Annotated in this window: 16 protein-coding genes, 1 tRNA gene, 1 pseudogene and 1 riboswitch; of the genes and pseudogenes, 13 read left to right on the forward strand and 5 right to left on the reverse strand. The window is 73.6% G+C overall.

The annotated features are described in order from the left end of the window. The first annotated feature begins 299 nt into the window (after positions 1–299). On the forward strand, positions 300–1,052 hold the full coding sequence (locus ACVWNX_RS22400) for an MBL fold metallo-hydrolase (RefSeq protein WP_454409384.1): 753 nt from the start codon (positions 300–302) through the stop codon (positions 1,050–1,052). A 73-nt stretch (positions 1,053–1,125) separates the two neighbouring features. Here the strand turns inward: ACVWNX_RS22400 and ACVWNX_RS22405 are convergent, their stop codons facing one another. Continuing rightward, positions 1,126–2,439, reverse strand: a complete 1,314-nt coding sequence (locus tag ACVWNX_RS22405) for a PTS transporter subunit EIIC (protein ID WP_454409386.1) — start codon at positions 2,437–2,439, stop codon at positions 1,126–1,128. Positions 2,440–2,565: 126 nt separating this feature from the next. On the opposite strand from ACVWNX_RS22405, the pseudogene ACVWNX_RS22410 reads away from it, so the two are divergent. From ACVWNX_RS22410 to rdgB, 4 genes and pseudogenes are all read left to right on the forward strand, one after another. Beyond that, a pseudogene (locus ACVWNX_RS22410) lies at positions 2,566–2,820 on the forward strand (glucose PTS transporter subunit EIIB); the annotation flags it as partial. A gap of 175 nt (positions 2,821–2,995) precedes the next feature. Beyond that, complete coding sequence (rph, locus tag ACVWNX_RS22415; RefSeq protein WP_454409388.1) at positions 2,996–3,724, forward strand: ribonuclease PH; 729 nt, start codon at positions 2,996–2,998, stop codon at positions 3,722–3,724. A 128-nt stretch (positions 3,725–3,852) separates the two neighbouring features. Further along, a complete protein-coding gene (locus ACVWNX_RS22420; RefSeq protein WP_454409389.1) occupies positions 3,853–4,242 on the forward strand; it encodes a prefoldin domain-containing protein in 390 nt (129 codons plus the stop codon). Between the two features lie 144 nt (positions 4,243–4,386). Continuing rightward, positions 4,387–4,989 carry an RdgB/HAM1 family non-canonical purine NTP pyrophosphatase gene (gene rdgB / locus ACVWNX_RS22425; protein ID WP_454409391.1) on the forward strand — a complete coding sequence of 201 codons (603 nt, stop codon included), beginning with the start codon at positions 4,387–4,389 and terminating at the stop codon, positions 4,987–4,989. A gap of 93 nt (positions 4,990–5,082) precedes the next feature. Here the strand turns inward: rdgB and ACVWNX_RS22430 are convergent. Continuing rightward, positions 5,083–5,166 (reverse strand) — tRNA-Leu (locus tag ACVWNX_RS22430). Between the two features lie 53 nt (positions 5,167–5,219). Next, positions 5,220–5,687: a thioredoxin-dependent thiol peroxidase gene (bcp, locus tag ACVWNX_RS22435; protein WP_454409393.1), complete on the reverse strand. Its 468-nt coding sequence runs from the start codon at positions 5,685–5,687 to the stop codon at positions 5,220–5,222. A 193-nt stretch (positions 5,688–5,880) separates the two neighbouring features. Here bcp and ACVWNX_RS22440 point away from each other — a divergent pair, with 193 nt between their 5' ends. The 3 genes from ACVWNX_RS22440 (at position 5,881) to sugE (ending at position 7,142) form a co-directional block, all read left to right on the forward strand. After that, entirely contained in the window at positions 5,881–6,213 is a 333-nt protein-coding gene (locus tag ACVWNX_RS22440; RefSeq protein ID WP_454409395.1) for a DUF3618 domain-containing protein, read from the forward strand. 143 nt (positions 6,214–6,356) lie between these two features. Beyond that, complete coding sequence (locus ACVWNX_RS22445; protein ID WP_454414883.1) at positions 6,357–6,659, forward strand: GroES family chaperonin; 303 nt, start codon at positions 6,357–6,359, stop codon at positions 6,657–6,659. A 65-nt stretch (positions 6,660–6,724) separates the two neighbouring features. Further along, positions 6,725–6,784: riboswitch (guanidine-III (ykkC-III) riboswitch) on the forward strand. Positions 6,785–6,821: 37 nt separating this feature from the next. Next, a complete protein-coding gene (gene sugE / locus ACVWNX_RS22450; RefSeq protein ID WP_454409397.1) occupies positions 6,822–7,142 on the forward strand; it encodes a quaternary ammonium compound efflux SMR transporter SugE in 321 nt (106 codons plus the stop codon). A 183-nt stretch (positions 7,143–7,325) separates the two neighbouring features. Here the strand turns inward: sugE and ACVWNX_RS22455 are convergent, their stop codons facing one another. Beyond that, entirely contained in the window at positions 7,326–9,683 is a 2,358-nt protein-coding gene (locus ACVWNX_RS22455; protein WP_454414884.1) for a transglycosylase domain-containing protein, read from the reverse strand. A gap of 2,043 nt (positions 9,684–11,726) precedes the next feature. Here ACVWNX_RS22455 and ACVWNX_RS22460 point away from each other — a divergent pair. The 4 genes from ACVWNX_RS22460 (at position 11,727) to ACVWNX_RS22475 (ending at position 16,102) form a co-directional block, all read left to right on the forward strand. Further along, the gene (locus ACVWNX_RS22460) at positions 11,727–12,542 is read left to right on the forward strand and encodes an ABC transporter permease (RefSeq protein WP_454409398.1); all 816 of its coding nucleotides are present in this window, start codon (positions 11,727–11,729) and stop codon (positions 12,540–12,542) included. After that, positions 12,535–13,635, forward strand: a complete 1,101-nt coding sequence (locus ACVWNX_RS22465; protein WP_454409400.1) for an ABC transporter permease — start codon at positions 12,535–12,537, stop codon at positions 13,633–13,635. The genes ACVWNX_RS22460 and ACVWNX_RS22465 overlap by 8 nt, the downstream gene beginning before the upstream one ends. Positions 13,636–13,808: 173 nt before the next feature. Further along, complete coding sequence (locus tag ACVWNX_RS22470) at positions 13,809–14,855, forward strand: ABC transporter ATP-binding protein (protein WP_454409401.1); 1,047 nt, start codon at positions 13,809–13,811, stop codon at positions 14,853–14,855. A gap of 485 nt (positions 14,856–15,340) precedes the next feature. Then, positions 15,341–16,102 (forward strand): DUF1707 SHOCT-like domain-containing protein, encoded by a 762-nt coding sequence (locus ACVWNX_RS22475; RefSeq protein ID WP_454409402.1) that lies wholly within the window; start codon positions 15,341–15,343, stop codon positions 16,100–16,102. A 344-nt stretch (positions 16,103–16,446) separates the two neighbouring features. On the opposite strand, the gene ACVWNX_RS22480 is transcribed toward ACVWNX_RS22475, so the two are convergent. Next, positions 16,447–17,793 (reverse strand): DUF445 domain-containing protein, encoded by a 1,347-nt coding sequence (locus ACVWNX_RS22480; RefSeq protein ID WP_454409404.1) that lies wholly within the window; start codon positions 17,791–17,793, stop codon positions 16,447–16,449. 676 nt (positions 17,794–18,469) lie between these two features. On the opposite strand from ACVWNX_RS22480, the gene ACVWNX_RS22485 reads away from it, so the two are divergent. Next, the gene (locus tag ACVWNX_RS22485; protein WP_454409406.1) at positions 18,470–19,849 is read left to right on the forward strand and encodes an SGNH/GDSL hydrolase family protein; all 1,380 of its coding nucleotides are present in this window, start codon (positions 18,470–18,472) and stop codon (positions 19,847–19,849) included. The last annotated feature ends 177 nt before the right edge of the window (positions 19,850–20,026 follow it).

Below are 20,026 nucleotides of genomic sequence, written 5' to 3' on the forward strand. Positions count from 1 at the left end.
TACGGCGGAGGCGAGGGGGGAGGGCGGCCGCCGTGGGGTTCCCGTCCGAAACGGCGGGGCGGATCCCGACGGGTTCACGCCTCCCGGCCGGACGGACGACCGCCCGGTAACCCGGATGGCAGCGTCTCTCAGGTGAGTTCGCCCACAACGGTCTGTGACGGGGGAGCGCCCGACCCTTTCGCGCCTTACGCTCGACAGACCGCACCAACCCGTTCCCCACCCCGGGGACCCACCCCTCCGCCCGCCGGAGGGGCCGCACCCGTCCCTCCAGTCCTGTCAGCGCGGAGGTTCCAGCTCCTATGAAGCTCACCGTCGTCGGCTGCTCGGGGTCGTTTCCGTCCACGGACTCGGCCTGTTCGAGCTACCTCGTCGAGGCCGACGGCTTCCGGCTGCTCCTCGACATGGGCAACGGCGCCCTGGGCGAGCTGCAGCGCCACTGCGGTCTCTACGACCTCGACGCGATCTTCCTCAGCCATCTCCACGCCGACCACTGCATCGACATGTGCGGGTACTTCGTCGCCCGCTACTACCGGCACGACGGCGGACGGTGCGGCCCCATGCCCGTGTACGGCCCGGAGGGCACCGAGCACCGGCTGACCACCGCGTACGCCGACACCCCCTCGGCCTCCTCGATGAGCGAGGTCTTCGACTTCCACACGGTCAAGCCCGGCGCCTTCGAGATCGGCCCCTTCACCGTCCGCGTCGAACGCGTCGCCCACCCCGTCGAGGCGTACGGGATCCGCGTCGAGCACGACGGCCGGGCCCTGACCTACTCGGGGGACACCGGGGTCTGCGAGGCGCTGGACGAACTCGCCTCCGACACCGATCTGTTCCTGTGCGAGGCCGCGTTCACGGCGGGCAAGGAGAACATCCCCGACCTGCACCTCAACGGCCGCGAGGCCGGGGAGACCGCCCACCGGGCGCGGGCCGGGCGGCTGCTGCTCACCCACATCCCCCCGTGGACCGACGCCCAGGTCAACCTGCTGGACGCCCGCGAGGTCTTCGCCGGACCCGTGGACCTCGCCGCCCCCGGCGTCACCTACAGCGTCTGACGCCCGGGGCCGGGACCGGACGGAGCCGGACCCGGCCCGGGAGGGACGGCGGGGGAAGAGCGGGGGAGCGGGGCTACTTCACGTTCTCGCGGTCCTCCGCCTCCGACTCCTCCTCGGGTTCCCGGCCGGGGGTCTTGAGGTCGAACTTGATGATCGCGAACCGGAAGACCACGTAGTAGACGACGGCGAAGCCGAGGCCGATCGGGATGATCAGCCACGGTTTGGTCGCCAGACTCCAGTTGATCACGTAGTCGATCAGACCGGCCGAGAAGCTGAACCCGTCCTTCACCCCGAGCGCCCAGGTCACCGCCATCGACACCCCGGTGAGCACCGCGTGGATCGCGTACAGCAGCGGGGCGATGAACAGGAACGAGTACTCGATCGGCTCGGTGATGCCGGTGACGAACGAGGTCAGCGCCACCGACAGCATCAGCCCGCCGACGATCTTGCGGCGCTCGGGACGGGCGCAGTGGGTGATCGCCAGGGCCGCCGCGGGCAGCGCGAACATCATGATCGGGAAGAAGCCGGTGGTGAACTGTCCGGCCGTCGGGTCGCCCGCCAGGAACCGGTTGATGTCCCCGTGCACGATCGTGCCGTCCGGCTTGGTGTAGTCGCCGAACTGGAACCAGACGAACGTGTTCAGGAACTGGTGCAGCCCCACCGTGAGCAGCGCCCGGTTGGCCACCCCGAAGATGCCCGAACCCCAGGCGCCGAGGTCCGACAGCCACTGCGAGAAGCTGGTGAGCGCGTCACCGATGGGCGGCCACACCCAGACGCACAGCCCGGCGAAGACCAGCCCGATGAACGCCATGAGGATCGGGACGAGCCGCCGCCCGTTGAAGAAGCCCAGCCAGTCCACCAGCTTGGTGCGGTGGAACCGCTGCCACACGTAGGCCGAGAGCAGGCCCATGACGATGCCGCCGAAGACCCCCGGGTTCTGGTAGCCCGCCTGGGCGGAGGTGCCGTCCTCCGCCACGCACAGCCCGCTCCAGATGCCCGCCCCGGAGAAGTCCGCGCCCGGCGGACAGGTGTCCGGGAAGGCCCGCAGCACCGCGTAGTAGACGAGGAAACCGGCCACCGCGGCGAGCGCCGTGGAGCCGTCCGACTTCTTCGCCATGCCGATGGCGACCCCCACGCAGAACAGCAGCGGCAGACCCAGCGAGGAGTCCAGCAGCGCGCCGCCCGCCGCCGCGAACACCTTCGCGACGTCCGTCCAGCCGAGTCCGTCGTCGCCGAAGACGTCCGGCTGGCCGAGCCGGTTCAGGATGCCTGCGGCGGGCAGCACGGCGATGGGCAGCTGAAGACTGCGGCCCATCTTCTGCAGCCCCTGGAACAGGGCGTTCCACCGCGTCCGGCCGGTTGCTGCTGCCGCGCTCTGCGCGCTCATGGGCGACCTCCTGGGATGACGGACACCACCCGGTCGGGTGGCGCGTCGTGATCGTCATCATTCGGTACGGAGCCGATCACCGCTCGCGAAGTTGGGCCAACAGTGGGTTAACGTGACAAAGCAGTCAGTGAGGCGTCAGGAGGCAACATGGCCAGCAAGGCTGAGAAGATCGTCGCGGGGCTCGGCGGGATCGAGAACATCGAAGAGGTCGAGGGCTGTATCACCCGTCTCCGGACCGAGGTCGTCGATCCCTCGAAGGTCGACGACGCGGCGCTGAAGGCCGCGGGCGCCCACGGCGTCGTCAAGATGGGCACCGCCGTCCAGGTCGTCATCGGCACCGACGCCGACCCCATCGCCGGGGAGATCGAGGACATGATGTGACCCTCCCGCCGCCCTCCGGGAGCCCCGGGGTCCACCGGATGGTCCCCCTCCCGCGCGGGCGGCGCCGTCCGTCCGTCCGGAGGGGTTCCCGGCCCGTCGGCGGCGCCCGCCGCCCGGGCCCGGGCGGCGCCCACCGCCCGCTTCCGCCCGGGACGCGGGCGATAGGCTCGGGCCCATGTCACGTATCGACGGCCGCACCCCCGACCAGCTCCGTCCCGTCACCCTGGAACGGGGCTGGAGCAAGCACGCCGAGGGCTCCGTCCTCGTCTCCTTCGGCGACACCAAGGTCTTCTGCACGGCCTCCGTCACCGAGGGCGTGCCCCGCTGGCGCAAGGGCAGCGGGGAGGGCTGGGTCACCGCCGAGTACTCGATGCTGCCGCGCGCCACGAACACCCGGGGCGACCGCGAGGCCGTCCGGGGCCGGATCGGCGGCCGCACCCATGAGATCTCCCGGCTGATCGGCCGCTCCCTGCGCGCCGTCGTGGACTTCAAGGCCCTCGGCGAGAACACCGTCGTCCTGGACTGCGACGTCCTCCAGGCCGACGGCGGCACCCGCACCGCCGCGATCACCGGCGCCTACGTCGCCCTGGCCGACGCCATCGGCTGGGCCCGGGAGCGCAAGCTGGTCCGCGCCGGGCGTCAGCCGCTCACCGGGACCGTCGCGGCGGTCTCCGTCGGCATCGTGGGCGGGGTCCCGCTGCTCGACCTCCGCTACGAGGAGGACGTCAAGGCCGACACCGACATGAACGTCGTCTGCACCGGCGACGGCCGGTTCGTCGAGGTGCAGGGCACCGCCGAGGCCGAGCCCTTCGCCCGCGACGAACTCAACACCCTGCTCGACCTGGCCGTCGGCGGCTGCGACGAGCTGGCCCGGCTCCAGCGCGAGGCCCTGGGCGGGCTGTGACCCGTTGAGCCGGTGATCCGGCGGGCCGGTGGTGGCAACCAAACCGGCCCGCCAGGCGTGTTCCCCAGTACGGGCGGCGGGCCCGACGCCCGCCCGCCCGTCCACGACTCTCGGGAGGGAACGCCCACATGGCCGCGCGCCGCCGCACCATCACCGCTCTCGCCATCGCCGGGGTGACGCTCATCGCCCCGGTCACCGTCGGCTGCAGCGCCCTCGACAAGGCGCTGGACTGCGTGAAGACCGCCGACCGGATAGCCGACAGCGTCAACGACCTCCAGCAGGCCATGGAGAACGTCGCCACCGACCCCACCCGGGCCGAGGAGTCGCTGCGCGAGATCGAGAAGAGCCTGGACGAGATCGGGGACACCGCCGACAACGCGGACGTCGGCAACGCCGTGGACGACCTCGCCAAGGCCGTCGACAACGTCGGCACCGCCATCGAGAAGGGCGACGAGACCCCCGACATCACCCCGGTCGCCGACGCGGCGGGCGAGCTGACCGAGGTCTGCACCTCCTAGCCTTCCGGGCCGCACGGGGCTCCCGGCCGGTCCGCCACCGTACGCGTGGCGGACCACGCCCCCCGCGCCCGGTACCCGCGCCCCGCGCTCCACGCGGTGCCGCCCCGCTCCGGGCCACCCCGCCCCACCAGGCATAATCCCGTCATGACCCGCCTGATCCTCGCCACCCGAAACCCCGGCAAGCTCACCGAACTGCGGGAGATCCTCGCCGGAGCCGCGCTCGACCTGGAACTGGTCGGCGCCGACGCCTATCCGGAGATCCCCGACGTCAAGGAGACCGGCGTCACCTTCGCCGAGAACGCCCTGCTGAAGGCGCACGCCCTGGCCTCCGCGACCGGACTGCCCGCCGTCGCCGACGACTCCGGGCTCTGCGTCGACGTCCTCGGCGGCGCCCCCGGCATCTTCTCCGCCCGCTGGTCCGGGCGGCACGGCGACGACCGGGCCAACCTCGACCTGCTGCTCGCCCAGCTCTCCGACATCGACGCCCCGCACCGCGCCGCCCACTTCACCTGCGCCGCCGCGCTCGCCCTGCCCGACGGCACCGAGCGGGTGGTCGAGGGACGGCTGACGGGCGTACTGCGGCACTCCCCGGCGGGCACCGGCGGCTTCGGCTACGACCCGGTCTTCCAGCCCGACGGCGACACCCGCACCACCGCCGAGCTGACCGCCGCCGAGAAGAACGCCATCAGCCACCGGGGCAAGGCGTTCCGCGCGCTGGTCCCCGTGCTGCGCGAACTGCTCCCCTGAGTCCGGAGCCGTACGGACCCTGACCGCGCGCGGGTCCCCGGGACACGCGAGAGGGCCCGCCCCGGCATCGTTCGCCGGGACGGGCCCTCGTCGTGCGGCCGGAGGGACTCGAACCCTCACGGGTGTTACCCCACTGGGACCTAAACCCAGCGTGACTGCCAGTTCCACCACGGCCGCTCGTCCGCGCCCATCGTAGTGGGCGGGGCCGCGGCGGCGGGCGGCGGCGGTCGTTACAGCCCCAGGTCCTTGATGATTTTCGCCACGTGCCCGGTCGCCTTCACGTTGTACAGGGCCCGCTCGACCTTGCCCTCCTCGTCCACGATCACCGTGGACCGGATGACGCCCGTCACCGTCTTGCCGTACAGCTTCTTCTCGCCGTACGCGCCGTACGCCGCCAGGACCTCCTTGGAGGGGTCGCCCACCAGGGTGACCCGCAGCTCCTCCGCCTCCCGGAACTTCGCCAGCTTCTCCGGCTTGTCGGGGGAGACCCCGATCACGTCGTAGCCGTGCCCGGCGAGGAAGTCCAGGTTGTCGGTGAAGTCGCAGGCCTGCTTGGTGCAGCCGGGAGTGAGGGCGGCCGGGTAGAAGTACACGATGACCTTGCGGCCCAGGTGGTCCGCCAGCGACACCTCCCGGCCGTCGGCGTCGGGCAGCGTGAAGGCGGGGGCCGGGTCGCCGGGCTGCAGTCGCTCGCTCATGTCGGGGCTCTCCTCGCGGTTCGGTGCGATGTACGGAAACGAGCGTAATGGGGGTGCCGTGGGGTGGGTCGCGCGGGAAGCTGACAGACTGTTGACCGTACGTACCCCTACGGAGACGTCCCAGGGCCTTCCGGCTCCCGCCGGACCGGACGTCCCCGCCCACGCCGGACACGACGAGCACGGAGGCAGCGCGGTGTCGGAGACATCGGATACGAGGACCCCGGCGCAGATCGAGGCGGACATCGAACGCCGCCGACAGCGCCTCGCCGAGACCCTGGACGAGATCGGCGTCCGCGTCCACCCCCGGACGATCGCCGGGGACGCCAAGGCCAAGGCCGCCGCCGCCGTCGACCGCACCCTGGGCCGCGCCTACGCGGGCGCCCACCGGACGGTCTCCCGGGTGACGGGCAAGTTCACCACCGACGACGGCGGCCCCCGGCTGGAGCGGATCGTGCCGGTCGCGATCGTCGTCGTCGGGGTCGTCGGACTGCTGACCCTCGGCGGCTCCCGCAAGCGCGGGGACTGACCGTCCGGACGTGCCCCGGGAGCCGGGAGCGGACGGGGGCGGACCCGCCACCCCACCGGCGTACCCGGGGCCCGGACAGGTAGGTTCGGGGGGTGAGCGTCAACAAGGACTTGAACCCCCCGCACGACAAGCTGCCCATCCGGATGCTGCACGACCGGGTGCTCGTGCGCCAGGACACCGCCGAGGGCGAGCGGCGCTCCGGCGGCGGCATCCTGATCCCCGCGACGGCGGCGGTCGGACGGCGCCTCGCGTGGGCCGAGGTCGTCGCGGTGGGCCAGAACGTGCGCACCGTGGAGCCCGGTGACCGGGTGCTGTACGACCCCGAGGACCCGGCCGAGGTCGAGGTGCGCGGGGTCGCCTACGTACTGATGCGCGAGCGGGACCTGCACGCCGTCGCCGCCGACCGCTTCGAGGGCTCGGAGGACTCCACCGGGCTCTATCTGTAGCCCGCGCCCGGTCTTCCGGCTTTCCTGGCCGGTGACCCGGGTCACCAGCCCCTCCGCCGTTCTTTGCTACGGTGGGACCACCCCGACGAGACGCGCCGTACCGGGCCACGCAAAGACGACGCACCCCTGTTGATCCGTCATGGAAACCACGGAGGTGCCGTCATGGCATGGGTCCTGCTCGCGATCGCCGGTCTGCTGGAAGTGGGCTGGGCGATCGGGATGAAGTACACCGAGGGGTTCACCCGGCTCTGGCCCAGTGTGTTCACGGGCGCCGGGATCGTCGCCAGCATGTTCCTGCTCTCGTACGCGGCGAAGACCCTCCCGATCGGCACCGCCTACGGCGTGTGGGTCGGCATCGGCGCGGGCGGCGCCGCGATCCTCGGCATGGTGATGCTCGGTGAGCCCGCGACCGCCGCGCGGATCTTCTTCATCGCCCTGCTGCTGGTCGCCGTCATCGGACTGAAGGCCACCTCCGGGCACTGAGCCCCGCACCGCGCGCCGGACACGGCACACGGCATGACACGACACGACCCCCGGGTACCCGTACCCGGGGGTCGTGTCGTGTCCGTTCGCGCGGGGCGTGCCGGGCGCCGGGGGCGTGGTCACCGACCGGTCAACGGCCGGTGACCACGCTCGTCCGGTGCTCGTCCGGTGCTCAGCGGGCGGTCACTGGGTGGTTCCGCCGGTGGTGGCGCCCAGCGTGTCGCCGCCGGTGGTGGTGCCCCCGTCGGTCGTGCCGCCGCCGGTGACGGGTCCGCCGGTGGTGCCGCCCCCGGTGGTGGGCCCACCGGTGGTGGTGCCCGTCGAGGTGCCGCCGCCGGTGGTGGGCCCACCGGTCGTGGGACCGCCGGTGGTGCCGCCCCCGGTGGTGGGACCGCCGGTCGTGGTGCCCCCGTCGGTGGTGCCGCCGCCGGTGGTGGTGCCCCCGTCGGTCGTGCCTCCCCCGGTGGTGGAGCCGCCGGTGGTGGTCCCGCCGCCGGTGGTGCCGGTCGTCCCGCCGCCGCCCGTGGTGCCGGGGTCCGCCGACTGGCCCGGGTCCGGGGTGTTCCCCCGGGTGGACTCGCCGCCGCCGGGCCGCTCCTCGCCCGGGCCCTCGGTCTCGTCCCCGCCCTGGTCGGGGCTGCCGCTCGGGTCGGCGCTGCCGGAGGCGCCGGGCAGGTCCAGACGCTTGTCGGAACCGTCCTGCATCCGCAGCTCGAAGTCCTCCGGCTCGCTGCCCTTGAGCGCGCTCTTGGTGTACTGCGCCCAGATCTGCGCCGGGGGACCGCCACCGCTGATCCGGGTCTCGCCCAGCGCCCCGTACAGCGGGGTCTGCTTGGCGGTCACCGGGTCCTGGCCCATCACCGCGATCACGGTCGCGAGGTCCGGGGTGAAGCCCGCGAACCAGGCCGCCTTGTCGTTCTCGGCGGTACCCGTCTTGCCCGCCGCCGGGCGCTCGGCCGCCAGCGCGGCCGTACCCGAACCGCTGTCGACGACGCTGCGCAGCAGCGAGGTGGTGGTGTCCGCCGCCTGCCGGCTGACGACCTGCTTGGCCGTCCGCTTCGGCAGGGCGATCGGCTTACCGTCCTTGGTCATCTTGGCGACCAGGGTGTAGTCGCGGTGCTTGCCGTGGCTCGCCAGGGTGGCGTAGGCGCCCGTCATGTCCAGGACGCTGGCCCGTGCCGCGCCCAGCGCGATCGACGGGTACGGGTGCATGTCCGGGGTCTTCTTCGGCACGCCCAGCGCGACCGCGGTCCGCTCCACCTTCGCGGGGCCGACGTCCACGGCCATCTGCGCGTACACCGAGTTCACCGACTTGTCGGTGGCCTCCCGCACGGTGATCGGGCCGTAGTTGACGTAGTCCTGGTTGCCCGGCGCGTACCGGCCGCCGCTCCAGCCCTCCACGGGACGCTTGCTGGTGCCGTCGTACATGGTGCTCGGGGTGATCGGACGGCCGTCCTGGGTCACCGAGTCGTTCTCCACGCCCGCGGTGAACACGAACGGCTTGAACGTCGAGCCGACCTGGAAGTCCCGGCGGGTCGCGTTGTTCACGAACTGCTTGGTGTAGTCGATGCCGCCGTACATCGCGACGACCTGGCCGGTCGCCGGGTCGATGGAGACGCCGCCCGCGCGCACGTTCTTGTCGATCTTGCGGGCCTTCTTGTCCACCCGGGACATCAGCTGGTCGTCCACGGCCTTGACCAGGGCGTCCTGCTTCTTCTTCTGGAGCGTGGTGGTGATCCGGTGGCCGCCCGCGTTCAGGACGTCCTCGCTGATGATGTCGTTCTCGAACAGGTAGTCCTTGACGGCCTGGACGAGGTAGCCGCGCTGGCCGGACATCCCGATGGAGCCCTTCGCCTCGCGGGGCATCGGGAACTTCATCGCGTCCCGCTTCTCGTCGGTCAGCCAGCCCTCCTTGACCATGCCGTCGAGGACGTACCGCCAGCGGGCCTCCACCTGCGGCTTGTTCTGCGGGTGGGCGATCACGTCGTACGCGCTCGGGGCGTTCAGCAGCGACGCGAGGTACGCGCCCTGCTCCACGGTGAGCTTCTCGACGTCGACGCCGTAGTACGCCTGGGCGGCGGACTGGATGCCGTACGCGTTGCGGCCGAAGAAGCTGGTGTTGAGGTAGCCCTCCAGGATCTCGTCCTTGGACTGCTCGCGGTCCAGCTTGATCGCGATGAAGAACTCCTTCGCCTTGCGGGAGAGCGTCTGCTCCTGCGCCAGGTAGTAGTTCTTCACGTACTGCTGGGTGATCGTCGAACCGGACTGCTTGCCCTTGCCGGTCATGGTGTTCCACCCGGCGCGGACCATGGCCTTCGGGTCCACCGCCGACTGGCTGTGGAAGTCGCGGTCCTCGGCGGCGAGCACGGTGCGCTGGACGTCCAGCGGGATCTGCGCGAGCTGCACGTTCTCCCGGTTGACCTCGCCGTCCCGGGCGAGCTGGGAGCCGTCCGCGTACAGATAGACGTTGCTCTGCTTGGTGGCCGCCGCGTTGGCCGCGGGGATCTCCACGATCATGTATCCGGCGATGAACGCGCCCATGCCCAGCAGCAGCACGGTGAACGCCGCGGCCAGCGTGAACCGCCAGGTCGGCACCAGACGGCGCCAGCCCTTGCGCTTGGGCCGCTTGCGCTTCTGCTTCTTGCCGCCCGTTCCGCCGCCGGGGCCTCCCGGGCCGCCGGGACCACCGGGGCCGGTTCCGGCGGGGCCACCGGGGCCGCCCGCCGCGGCGAAGGCGGTGGTGCGGTCGGTGGCGCCGGGGGCGGCGGCCGGCTTCTGCGCGCGGAGCTGGGTGGTGCGTTCGGCCGGTGACTCGTCGGGGGAGGCGCCGCCGGGCCTGCCCGGGCCGTTGGGGCCGCCGGGGCCGTTGGGCTTCTTGAGGCTGTTCGGCTTGCCGGCGCCACTGGGGCTGCCGGTGCTGCCGGTGCTGCCAGTGGCGCTGGTGCCGCCGGGCTTGCCGGGCTTTCCGGGGCGGACGGTGCCGAGCTGGGTGGTGCGTTCCGCCGGGGACTCCTCGGCGCCGGGGCGCTTCGGGCCGCCGGGGCGCTTCGGGGCGCCGCCGGTGTCACCCGGGCGCTTCGGGGTGCCGGAGGCGGGTCCGCCGGTACGGGAGGCTTCCGCCGCTCCTGCCGCCGCCGCTCCGGAGGCTCCCGCACCGGCCACACCGGGGCCCGTGGCCTTGCCGGGGCGGCGCAGGGTGGCGCCCGGCTCGCGCGAGGAGAGCGAACCAGGACCGGACTTGCCGGTTCCGGTTCCTGTTCCGGGTCCGGCGCCGGTCGCCTTGGCGGTGCCGCTGGTCGTGCCCGTGCCGGGGTCCGTGCTCGTACCGGGGGCCTTGCCGGTGCCGCCGACCGGGCCGTCCTGCTTCGCGGGGCCGCTCTTGGAAGTCGGGGCGGCCGGGGCCGTCGCGCCGGGGGCGCCCGTCCCGTTGCGCCGGGTCTCGCCGTCCCGCTGCTTCGGGGCGCCCGGGCGGTCGCCGTCCTGGCCCCGCCCCTTCTGGTTCTGCTGGCCCTGGTCCGGCCGTCCCGCCTTGGCGGACGCGCCGGAGGCGCCGGTCGTGGGGCCACCGGCGTCACGGGAACCGCTGGCGCCCGCGCCGCCGGTAGCGCCCTGGGTGCCGGGCTTCCGGGTGTCCGGGCCGCTCTTCGGGCCGTCGTCCTGGCCGCCGCTCCGGGCGCCGGGGGCGTTCCGGCGCGGCTGCGGGCCGTCCTCGCGCGCGGCGGGGGCGTCCTTCCGGGGGCCGCCGCCTTCGGCGCCGACCTTCCGCGCGTCGCCCGCGCCCGGGCCGGTGCCGTCCTTCCGCGCGCCCCCGGCACCCGGGGCCGCGCCCTGGGAGGGCCGGCTCGCGGACGCGGGGCGTCGGGCGAAGGCGTCGAAGGGGGTCTTGCCGTCGGGGGCGGACGGGCCGGTGGCGCCGGGCCTCGCGGCCGGGGCGGGCCGCTCCGGGCCGCCGGGCCGACCGGACCGTCCGGCGGGGCCGGAGGGCGTGCCCCCGGTGCCGGACGCGCCGCCCGAGGGCTTCGCGGCGGCGCCGGACGGGCCGCCGGAGCTCCGCCCACCCGCGCCGGACGGCGGTGCCGCGGGGCGTTCGGGCTGCGGGCCCGAAGTCCCCTCATCGTGCTGCTGCGGCTCGTCGCTCATGGTTCGCGGAACTCCCGATTCACTTTGTGCGCCGGATACTTCTGGTACTGCGGATGCTGCTGGTGTCGCCGTTACTGCTACTGCCGCCGTCGTCGCCGCCACGGTGGTGACCGCCGCCGTCGCCGCGCCCGCCACCGCGGTCGTGGCACCGGACGTGCCGGACGTGCTGGACCGGCTGACCGGTGGGCCGACCGACCGGTGGAGTGCTCACGGGGAACATGTGACCCGTACGCCTCATACGACTCATAAGCCCCGTAAAGGTTCGTACAGGGTTGCCCGCCCCGTAAACCTCCGCGCCCCTTCGGTCCACAACTTTCGCACTTCTGATCGGATGCCGGTGACCCGGCACGCACCGGACCGGAAACCCGGTGGTGACGTGTGACGCAGGACACTAAGGTCGTGGACTTCGGCCCGTAACAGGAGACGACGCAGAGACGGAAGGGGTTGTACGTGCACACCGGGCGGTTGTACGCGGGAGTCTGCGCCGGTGGATTCCGCCGCTACGCGACCTACCGCACGGCCACGGCCGCGGGGGTGTTCACGAACACCGTCTTCGGCTTCATTCTCGCCTATACGTTCGTCGCTTTGTGGGACGAACGTCCGGGACTCGGAGGTTACGACGTCTCGGACGCCCTGACCTTCGTCTGGATCAGCCAGGGACTGCTCGCCGTGATGGCCACGATGGGCGGCGGTTTCGAGAACGAGCTGATCGAGCGGATCCGTACCGGTGACATCGCCATCGACCTCTACCGGCCCGTGGACCTCCAGTCCTGGTGGCTCGCGGGAGACCTGGGACGGGCCGCGTTCCAGCTGGTCGGACGGGGTGTCGTCCCGATGGTGGCCGGAGCGCTCGCCTTCCCGCTGGTGCTGCCCGGGGACCCGCGCCGCTGGCTGGCGTTCCTGCTCGCCGTCCTCCTCGGGGCGGTCGTCAGCTTCGCGATCCGCTACCTGGTCGCGCTGACCGCGTTCTGGCTGCTCGACGGCGCGGGTGTGGCGCAGATCGCTTTCCTCGCCGGGATCTTCTTCTCCGGGATGCTGCTGCCGCTCAACGTCTTCCCGGGCGCCCTCGGGGAGGTCGCCCGCGCGCTGCCCTGGTCGGCGCTGATCCAGGTGCCCGCCGATGTGCTCCTGGGCCGCTACCCCGGTGCCGAACTCCTCGGCGCCTACGCGTTCCAGGCAGGGTGGGCGGTGGCGCTGCTCCTGCTGGGACGGCTGCTCCAGTCGGTCGCGACCCGGCGGGTGGTGGTCCAGGGTGGCTGAGGCGGCCGATCCCCGGGGCGCCCGTCCGCCGGGCGCCGCACCCCTGGACGCCGGGTCCTTGGACGCCGGGCCCCTGGGTGCCGGACCCCTGGACGCGGGATCTCTGGACACGGGACCCCTGGACACGGGATCTCCGGGCGCCGGAGCCCCGGGCGCCCGACTTCCGGACGCCGCACCCCGGGGCCCCGGGACGGCGGTCCCGCCGCGCGGACCCGTCCCTCCCGGCGACGCGGACGGCGCCGGGACGGCGCGCCCCGGCACCCTCCCGGCCCGAGGCGGCCGGGACCGGCTACGGGACGGACTGCGCGCCTACCGGCTGATCACCGTGATGTGGATCCGTTCGACGATGGCCTACCGGGTGTCGTTCGCGCTGACCCTGCTCGGCAACTTCGCCGCCACGGTCCTCGACTTCGTCGCGATCCTGCTGATGTTCACCCAGGTCGACGCGTTGGGCGGCTACTCGCTCGCCGAGATCGCCCTGCTGTACGGGGCGGCCTCGACCTCGTTCGGCCTCGTCGACCTCGCGCTCGGCACGGTGGACCGGCTCGGGCGGCGGGTGCGGGACGGCACTCTGGACGCGCTGCTCGTCCGGCCCGCGCCGGTGCTCGCCCAGGTCGCCGCCGACCGCTTCGCCCTGCGCCGGATCGGCCGGGTCACCCAGGGCCTGCTGGTCCTCGGGTACGGGCTCGGCGCGGTGGACGTCGACTGGGACCCGCTCGCGGTGCTGATGGTCCCGCTGATGGTGCTGAGCGGGGCGGCGATCTTCGGCGCGGTGTTCGTCGCCGGGGCGGCCTTCCAGTTCGTCGCCAAGGACGCGGCCGAGGTGCAGAGCGCGTTCACCTACGGCGGGGTCACCCTGCTCCAGTACCCGCCGACCGTCTTCGCCCAGGAGCTGGTGCGCGGGGTGACGTTCGTCTTCCCGCTCGCCTTCGTCAACTGGCTGCCCGCGCTGTACCTGCTCGACCGCCCGTACCCGCTGGACCTCCCGCGCTGGCTGGCCTTCGCCCCGCCACTGGTCGCCGTGGCGTGCTGCGCCCTCGCCGGGCTGGCCTGGCGGGCGGGACTGCGCACGTACCGCAGCACCGGCAGCTAGGGGGTGGGGGAGGAGGAGCCGTTACCTGGCCCGTCGTCCACCGTCCGCCGTCCACCACCCCCGTCCGGACAAAACGGGGCAAAGCAAGGCAAGACAAGTCAAGGCATGACAAGGCAAGCCCGAACGAGGAACAAGGCAGAGCGACCGATGAGAAAGGGCAGGACGGGAAGACCATGGCACAGAGCACCGGAAGCGTCCCCGGGCAGCCCGGCCCCGTGACGGGCGGACCCCCCGGACCCCCGGCGCCGGACGGAGAGCCCCTGATCGCCGTGGACGGGGTCGCGAAGGTCTTCGACGTCCGCCGCCGCACCGGCTTCCTGCGCCGGGAGCGCACCGAGGTGCGGGCGGTGGACGGACTGTCGTTCACCGTGCCGCGCGGCGAGGTCGTCGGGTACATCGGGCCCAACGGCGCGGGGAAGTCCACCACGATCAAGATGCTGACGGGCATCCTCACCCCCAGCTCCGGGCGCATCCGGGTGGCGGGCGTCGACCCGTCCCGGGAGCGGACCCGGCTGGCCCGCCGGATCGGCGTGGTCTTCGGGCAGCGCACCACCCTGTGGTGGGACCTGCCGCTGATCGACTCCTACCGGCTGGCGCACCGCATGTACCGGGTGCCGGACGCCCGTTACCGCGAGAACCTCGACCGCTGCGTGGAACTCCTCCAGCTCGGGGACCTGCTGGAGGTGCCCGTCCGTCAGCTGTCGCTGGGACAGCGGATGCGCGGGGACATCGCCGCCGCCCTGCTGCACGACCCCGAGGTGCTGTACCTCGACGAACCCACCATCGGGCTGGACGTCGTCTCCAAGACGCGGGTCCGGGAGTTCCTCCGGGACCTCAACGCGGACCTCGGCACCACCGTCCTGCTCACCACCCACGACCTCACCGACATCGAGCGGCTGTGCCACCGGGTCATGGTCATCGACCACGGCCGTCTGATGTACGACGGCTCCCTGGCCGGGCTCCACGCGGCGGGCGGGAGCGAACGGACCCTGGTGGTCGACCTGGAGCGGGAACTCCCGCCGATCGACCTCGGCCCCGCCGCCCGGGTCGTCCGGGTCGAGGGCCCCCGCCAGTGGCTCGCCTTCCCCTCGGACGACTCGGCGGCCCCCCTGGTCGCCAGGATCGCCGCCGAGTACCCCCTGGCCGACCTGTCGGTACGGGAACCGGACATCGAGGCGGTGATCGCCCGGATGTACGCGGCGGGGCCCGGCGTCTCGTGACGGCGGCCCCGGAGGACGCTCCCCGGCGTGCGTTCTGCCGTACCCTGAGCCCCATGGACCAGCAGTCCCCGGCGAGCGGCCGGCAGTCGTACTGGAACCCGTACCGGCAGTTGGACGGTGACGTCGCGCGCATGGCGTGCCCTCGTCAGTGTGGTCGATACATGACGGGAACCAAGGACGGGCAGCTCGTCAAGTGGGAATGCGGGTGCGGCTACCACATCCACAGCTAGGGAGGCTGGAGATGGAATGTCCGCAATGTGGTCAACAGATGCAGCCACTGCCCAACGGCAACGGCACCTTGTGGATCTGTCCGGCCGGACACACCCGGGACTCATGACCCGGACGCCGGGCCGACGGGGTCGGTGACCGGGCGGCGGACGGTACCGGTCCGGTGCGCTCGGGGAAAGCCCCCGCGCCCCGTTCTCCGGGTCAGTTCAGGGTCGTCCGTCGTCGTGCGCGGGGGCCCGGGCTCGTAGGCTGAGGGCATGACGGACGCCGATCCCGCACGGGAACCCGTGAACGCCCCCGTTCCGCGCGACGAGCCGCCCGGCCCCGCCCGGCTGCGGGCGTCGGACGCGGACCGGGAACGGATCGTGGAACGACTGCGGGACGCCGTCGCGGAGGGGCGCCTCGACCTGGACGAGTTCGGGGAGCGGCTGGAGGCCACCTACGCCGCCCGCACCTACGGCGAACTCGAACCGCTCGTCCGGGACCTCCCCGACACCGGGACGACGCCCGCGTCCAGGGTGTCGATGGTCAAGTCGCCCGCCCCCGGAGCCGTCGACTGGCCCGCGCGGATCGGCGGCGAACCCACCTCCTCGCTGGGCGTCGCGGTGATGAGCGGCTTCGAGCGCAAGGGCCGCTGGACCGCGCCCCGCAGGTTCAACGCCCTGGTGCTGATGGGCGGGGCCGAGATCGACCTGCGGGACGCGGACTTCCAGGACACCGAGATCGTCGTCAACTGCGTCGCCGTGATGGGCGGCGTCGACGTGATCGTGCCGCCCGGCGTCGAGGTCGTGGTGCGCGGCATCGGGATCATGGGCGGCTTCGACCACCCCGACCCGGAGGACCTCCCCGCCCCCGGCGCGCCCCGCGTCATCGTCACGGGGCTCGCCTTCTGGGGCGGGGTCGGCGTCCGCCGCAAGGTCACCCGCGCCGAGAAGGAACGGCTGAAGGCCGAGCGGCGGCGCGAGAAGCTGGAGCGCCGCGCCGCCCGCCGCCGCGGCGAACTGACCGACGGGGACTGACCGGGACCGACCCGTCGCGCCCGGTGGGGGAGGTCCGGTCGGGACCGGCAGGGGGAGGGCGGGTCGGGACCGGCTGGCGGGGCTGCCCTGGACCGGTCCATGGGGCTGCTTGACGGGGGACCGCCCGGTGGAGACCGCCCCCCGATGGGCTGGCCGTTCGCCCGGGGAGCGTCTGACGGGGCCGGTCGCCGGAGGCCGAGCCGCCAGGGCCGGGCCGCCCGGCCAGCTCGGCCTCCGTCGACCGGCCGTCCTGCCGGGCCGTCGGCCTCGAACGGGAGGCCGCCGGGGTTTCAGGCCGCCCCGGGGGACGGGCACGGGGGAGGGGGCAGACCGTTAGAGACGGGCTACGGCCACAGTCCGTGCGACAGGGTGTAGATCAGCAGCCCGGCCAGGGAGCCGACCACCGTGCCGTTGATCCGGATGAACTGCAGGTCCCGGCCGATGTGCGCCTCGATCTTGCGCGAGGTGTGCTCGGCGTCCCAGCCCGCCACCGTGTCCGTGATCAGCGAGGTGATCTCGTCCCGGTAGGTGCTGACCACGTACACCGCCGCGCCCTCGATCCAGCCGTCCACCTTGCCCTGGAGGGCGGAGTCGCCGGACAGCCGCGCCCCCAGCGACAGCAGGGCGGTGCGCACCCGCAGCCGCAGCTCGCTGCGCTCGTCCTCGGCCGCGGCGACGATCATCGCCCGGACCGACGACCACGCGGAGGCGATCAGGTCCTGCACCTCGTCACGGGCGAGGACCTCCCGCTTCAGCCGCTCCACCCGGGCCCGGGTGTCGGTGTCCGACTGGAGGTCGGCGGCGAAGTCGGTGAGGAACCGGTCCACGGCGCCCCGCGCCGGATGGTCCGGCATGTCCCGCATCTCGGTGATGAACCGCAGCAGCTCCTTGTAGACCCGCTCCCCGACCTTGCGGTCCACGAACCGGGGCGTCCAGCCGGGCGCCCCGCCCTGCACCGCGTGCATCACCGAGTCGCCGTGCTCCACCAGCCAGTCGTGGGCGCGGACGCACACCAGGTCCACCAGCCGCCGGTGGCCGCCGTCCGCGACGATCCGCTCCAGGGTCTTGCCGATGCCCGGCGCGATCTCCTGGGCGTCGGCCCGCCGGGTGATGGCCTCCCCGACGACGGCCTGCACATCGGAGTCCCGCAGCACGGTGAGCGCCCCGCGCAGGGCCGTGGCCAGCTCGGCTGTCACCCGGTCGGCGTGCTCCGGACGGGCCAGCCAGCTTCCGAGCCGACCGCCGATCCCGACCGCCCGCAGCCGGGAGCGGACGACCTCCCGGGACAGGAAGTTCTCGCCCACGAACTCCCCGAGGGACGCTCCGAGCTGGTCCTTCTTGGTCGGGATGATCGCCGTGTGGGGGATGCGCAGCCCGAGCGGGTGCCGGAACAGCGCGGTCACCGCGAACCAGTCCGCGAGCGCGCCGACCATCCCCGCCTCGGCCGCGGCGGCGACATAGCCCGTCCAGGCGCCCGCGCCGCTGCTCTGCGCCCACTTGGCGAGGACGTAGACCACCGCGACGAAGACCAGCAGCCCGGTCGCGGTGAGCTTCATCCGCCGCACCCCGCGCTGCCGCTCGGCGTCGGCCGCGCCGAACGCGAAGCCGCCCCGCCCGGTGCCGGTGTCCCCGCCCGCCAGGCGGGTCCGTTCCGGACCGCCGGGCTCCTGCGCCCCCTCGGGTCGTTCCATGCGCTCCATCCGCTCCCGTTTCCGTTCCCGTTCTCGTTCCGTTCCGGTCCCGCGTCTTTCCCGTTCCGGTCCCGCGTCCGTTCCGGCGTCGTGCTCCTGGTCCGTCCGGCCCCGTGCTCCCGGTCCGTCCGGGTCGGGCCGGTCCGTCCGACCCGACGGGCCGGTCCGGACCGACCGGCGCCGTGCTCCCGGGGCCGGAACGGTCCGGTCCGTCAGACGTCGTGCTCCCGGGACCCATGGCCCGGTCCGGTCCGTTCCGTCCGTCCGGCGGCAGCCGCCCGTGATCCCTGCTGGTCATTGTCCCCGCAGGGGGAGCCGCCGCCGGGTGGTCCGTCCGCCCTTCCGTCCGCCCGGCGGTCCGTCCGCCGGGTGGTGCGGCGCCCGGGCCGGGGTGGGCCCGTCCGCCGGGTGGGCGCCCGTCGCCCGGTCCCCGCTCCCGGCCGTCCGCCGGTTCCTCCTCCCTGAGGTACTCCCGGGAGGTCCCATGAGTTCCCGGAGGCGCCGTCCCGGAGCGCGCGGACGGCGACGGACGGGGCGCCCGGGGCGCCGGAGGACGGGCCCGCCCACCGGAAGCGGGGTTTCACCGGGCTCCCCGCACGCGCGTCCGTCCCGTGACGCATGATGAGGTGATCACACCGGAGCCACGGGGGCTCCCCGTCCGAGGAGCGAGCGCCGTATGACCGAGCGTCCCGACAGGGCACCGGAGGCGCGCCGGACCCGCCGAGGCGTCCTGCTGACCACGGTGGGCGGCGGAGTCGCGCTGCTGGCGTCCGGCGGGGTGTGGACCGGGGCGGGCCCGGCCGGGGACGACGCCCGCCCCCGTACGCCCACCGCGTCCCGTCCCCGCGCCCGCACCGGTCAGGACCCCGCGGCGGACTCCGCCTCGGCCGGGCGCTGGGTCGCCACCTGGGCCACCGCGCCGGTCGGTCCCGAGCCCCACCCGTCCGACCTCGCGTCCGGCGATCTCTCCGACCACTCGGTCCGCAACGTCGTGCACACCAGCGTCGGCGGCACCGGCGCCCGGGTCACCCTCTCCAACCTGTACGGGACGGCCCCGCTGCGCCTCACCCACGCGACGCTCGCCCTGGCGGCGGGACCCGGCTCGGCGGCGGCCGTCGAGGGCACCGTGCGACGGCTGACCTTCGGGGGCCGCCCGACGGTGGCCGTCCCGCCGGGCGCCCACGTGCTCTCCGACCCGGTGCCGCTGGCGGTGCCCGCCGACGCGGACGTGCTGATCACCACCTACGCCCCGGTCGTCGAGGGCCCCGCGACCTGCCACCCCAGGTCCCGCCAGACCTCGTACCTCGCCCGGGGCGACCACGCGGCGGCGGTCGACGGCGAGGCGTACGCCGAGCGGACGTCGGTGTGGCGGTACGCGGTCGCGCTGGACGTCCGCGGCGGCGACGCGCAGGGCACGCTGGTCGCGTTCGGCGACTCGCTCACCGACGGGGTCACCGCCACCGCAGACGCCGCCGCCCGCTGGCCCGACCTCCTCGCCGACCGGCTGCGCGCCCACCCGCACGCTCCCCGCTACGCGGTGGCGAACCTCGGGATCAGCGGCAACCGGGTGCTGACCGACGGGCCCGGCGACCCGGCCGCCAACCCGAGCGGTGCCCACCGCTTCCAGCGGGACGTCCTGGACCGCAGCGGGGTCAGCGCGGTGGTGATCGCCCTCGGCATCAACGACATCCTGCGCCCCCCACGGGTCACCGACCCCACCCGCATCACCAGCGGGCTGCGGGAGCTGACCGTCCGGGCCCGCGCCCACGGTCTGCGCGCGGTGGGCGCCACCCTGATGCCCTTCCACGGCCACCGGGGCCACCGTCCCGAACGGGAGGAGGTCCGACGGGCGGTGAACGCCGAGATCCGCGCGGGCGGCGTCTTCGACGCGGTCGCCGACTTCGACCGCGCGGTCCGCGACCCGTACCACCCGACCGCCCTCCACCCGCACTACGACTCGGGCGACCACCTGCACCTCAGCGACGCGGGCTTCCAACGGCTGGCCGAGTCCCTCGACATCGACACGCTGCGGGGGCGGGCGCCGGCGGAGCTGTGAGGGGTGGGGCGGTGGAGCCCGTTCCCCGCCGCTCGGGACCCGGCCCGGAGCCGGGCCCATGGAAGCACCGCTTCCGGAGCGTCGTCGCGTGTGGCGTGTGGTGCGCGCGGTATGCCGCACACTGTGAAGTCGGCGTTTGTCAGTGGCGTCTGTCACCCTCGGTGACGGTGGCGCTGT

The organism is Streptomyces sp. JNUCC 64, from assembly GCF_054484115.1.

Excerpts from the sequence above, each read along its gene's own strand:
- ACVWNX_RS22400 (WP_454409384.1), top strand. The coding sequence starts at position 300 with ATGAAGCTCACCGTCGTCGGCTGCTCGGGGTCGTTTCCGTCCACGGAC.
- ACVWNX_RS22405 (WP_454409386.1), bottom strand. The coding sequence starts at position 2,439 with ATGAGCGCGCAGAGCGCGGCAGCAGCAACCGGCCGGACGCGGTGGAAC.
- rph (WP_454409388.1), top strand. The coding sequence starts at position 2,996 with ATGTCACGTATCGACGGCCGCACCCCCGACCAGCTCCGTCCCGTCACC.
- ACVWNX_RS22420 (WP_454409389.1), top strand. The coding sequence starts at position 3,853 with ATGGCCGCGCGCCGCCGCACCATCACCGCTCTCGCCATCGCCGGGGTG.
- rdgB (WP_454409391.1), top strand. The coding sequence starts at position 4,387 with ATGACCCGCCTGATCCTCGCCACCCGAAACCCCGGCAAGCTCACCGAA.
- bcp (WP_454409393.1), bottom strand. The coding sequence starts at position 5,687 with ATGAGCGAGCGACTGCAGCCCGGCGACCCGGCCCCCGCCTTCACGCTG.
- ACVWNX_RS22445 (WP_454414883.1), top strand. The coding sequence starts at position 6,357 with ATGCTGCACGACCGGGTGCTCGTGCGCCAGGACACCGCCGAGGGCGAG.
- sugE (WP_454409397.1), top strand. The coding sequence starts at position 6,822 with ATGGCATGGGTCCTGCTCGCGATCGCCGGTCTGCTGGAAGTGGGCTGG.
- ACVWNX_RS22455 (WP_454414884.1), bottom strand. The coding sequence starts at position 9,683 with ATGGGCGCGTTCATCGCCGGATACATGATCGTGGAGATCCCCGCGGCC.
- ACVWNX_RS22470 (WP_454409401.1), top strand. The coding sequence starts at position 13,809 with ATGGCACAGAGCACCGGAAGCGTCCCCGGGCAGCCCGGCCCCGTGACG.
- ACVWNX_RS22475 (WP_454409402.1), top strand. The coding sequence starts at position 15,341 with ATGACGGACGCCGATCCCGCACGGGAACCCGTGAACGCCCCCGTTCCG.
- ACVWNX_RS22480 (WP_454409404.1), bottom strand. The coding sequence starts at position 17,793 with ATGGAACGACCCGAGGGGGCGCAGGAGCCCGGCGGTCCGGAACGGACC.
- ACVWNX_RS22485 (WP_454409406.1), top strand. The coding sequence starts at position 18,470 with ATGACCGAGCGTCCCGACAGGGCACCGGAGGCGCGCCGGACCCGCCGA.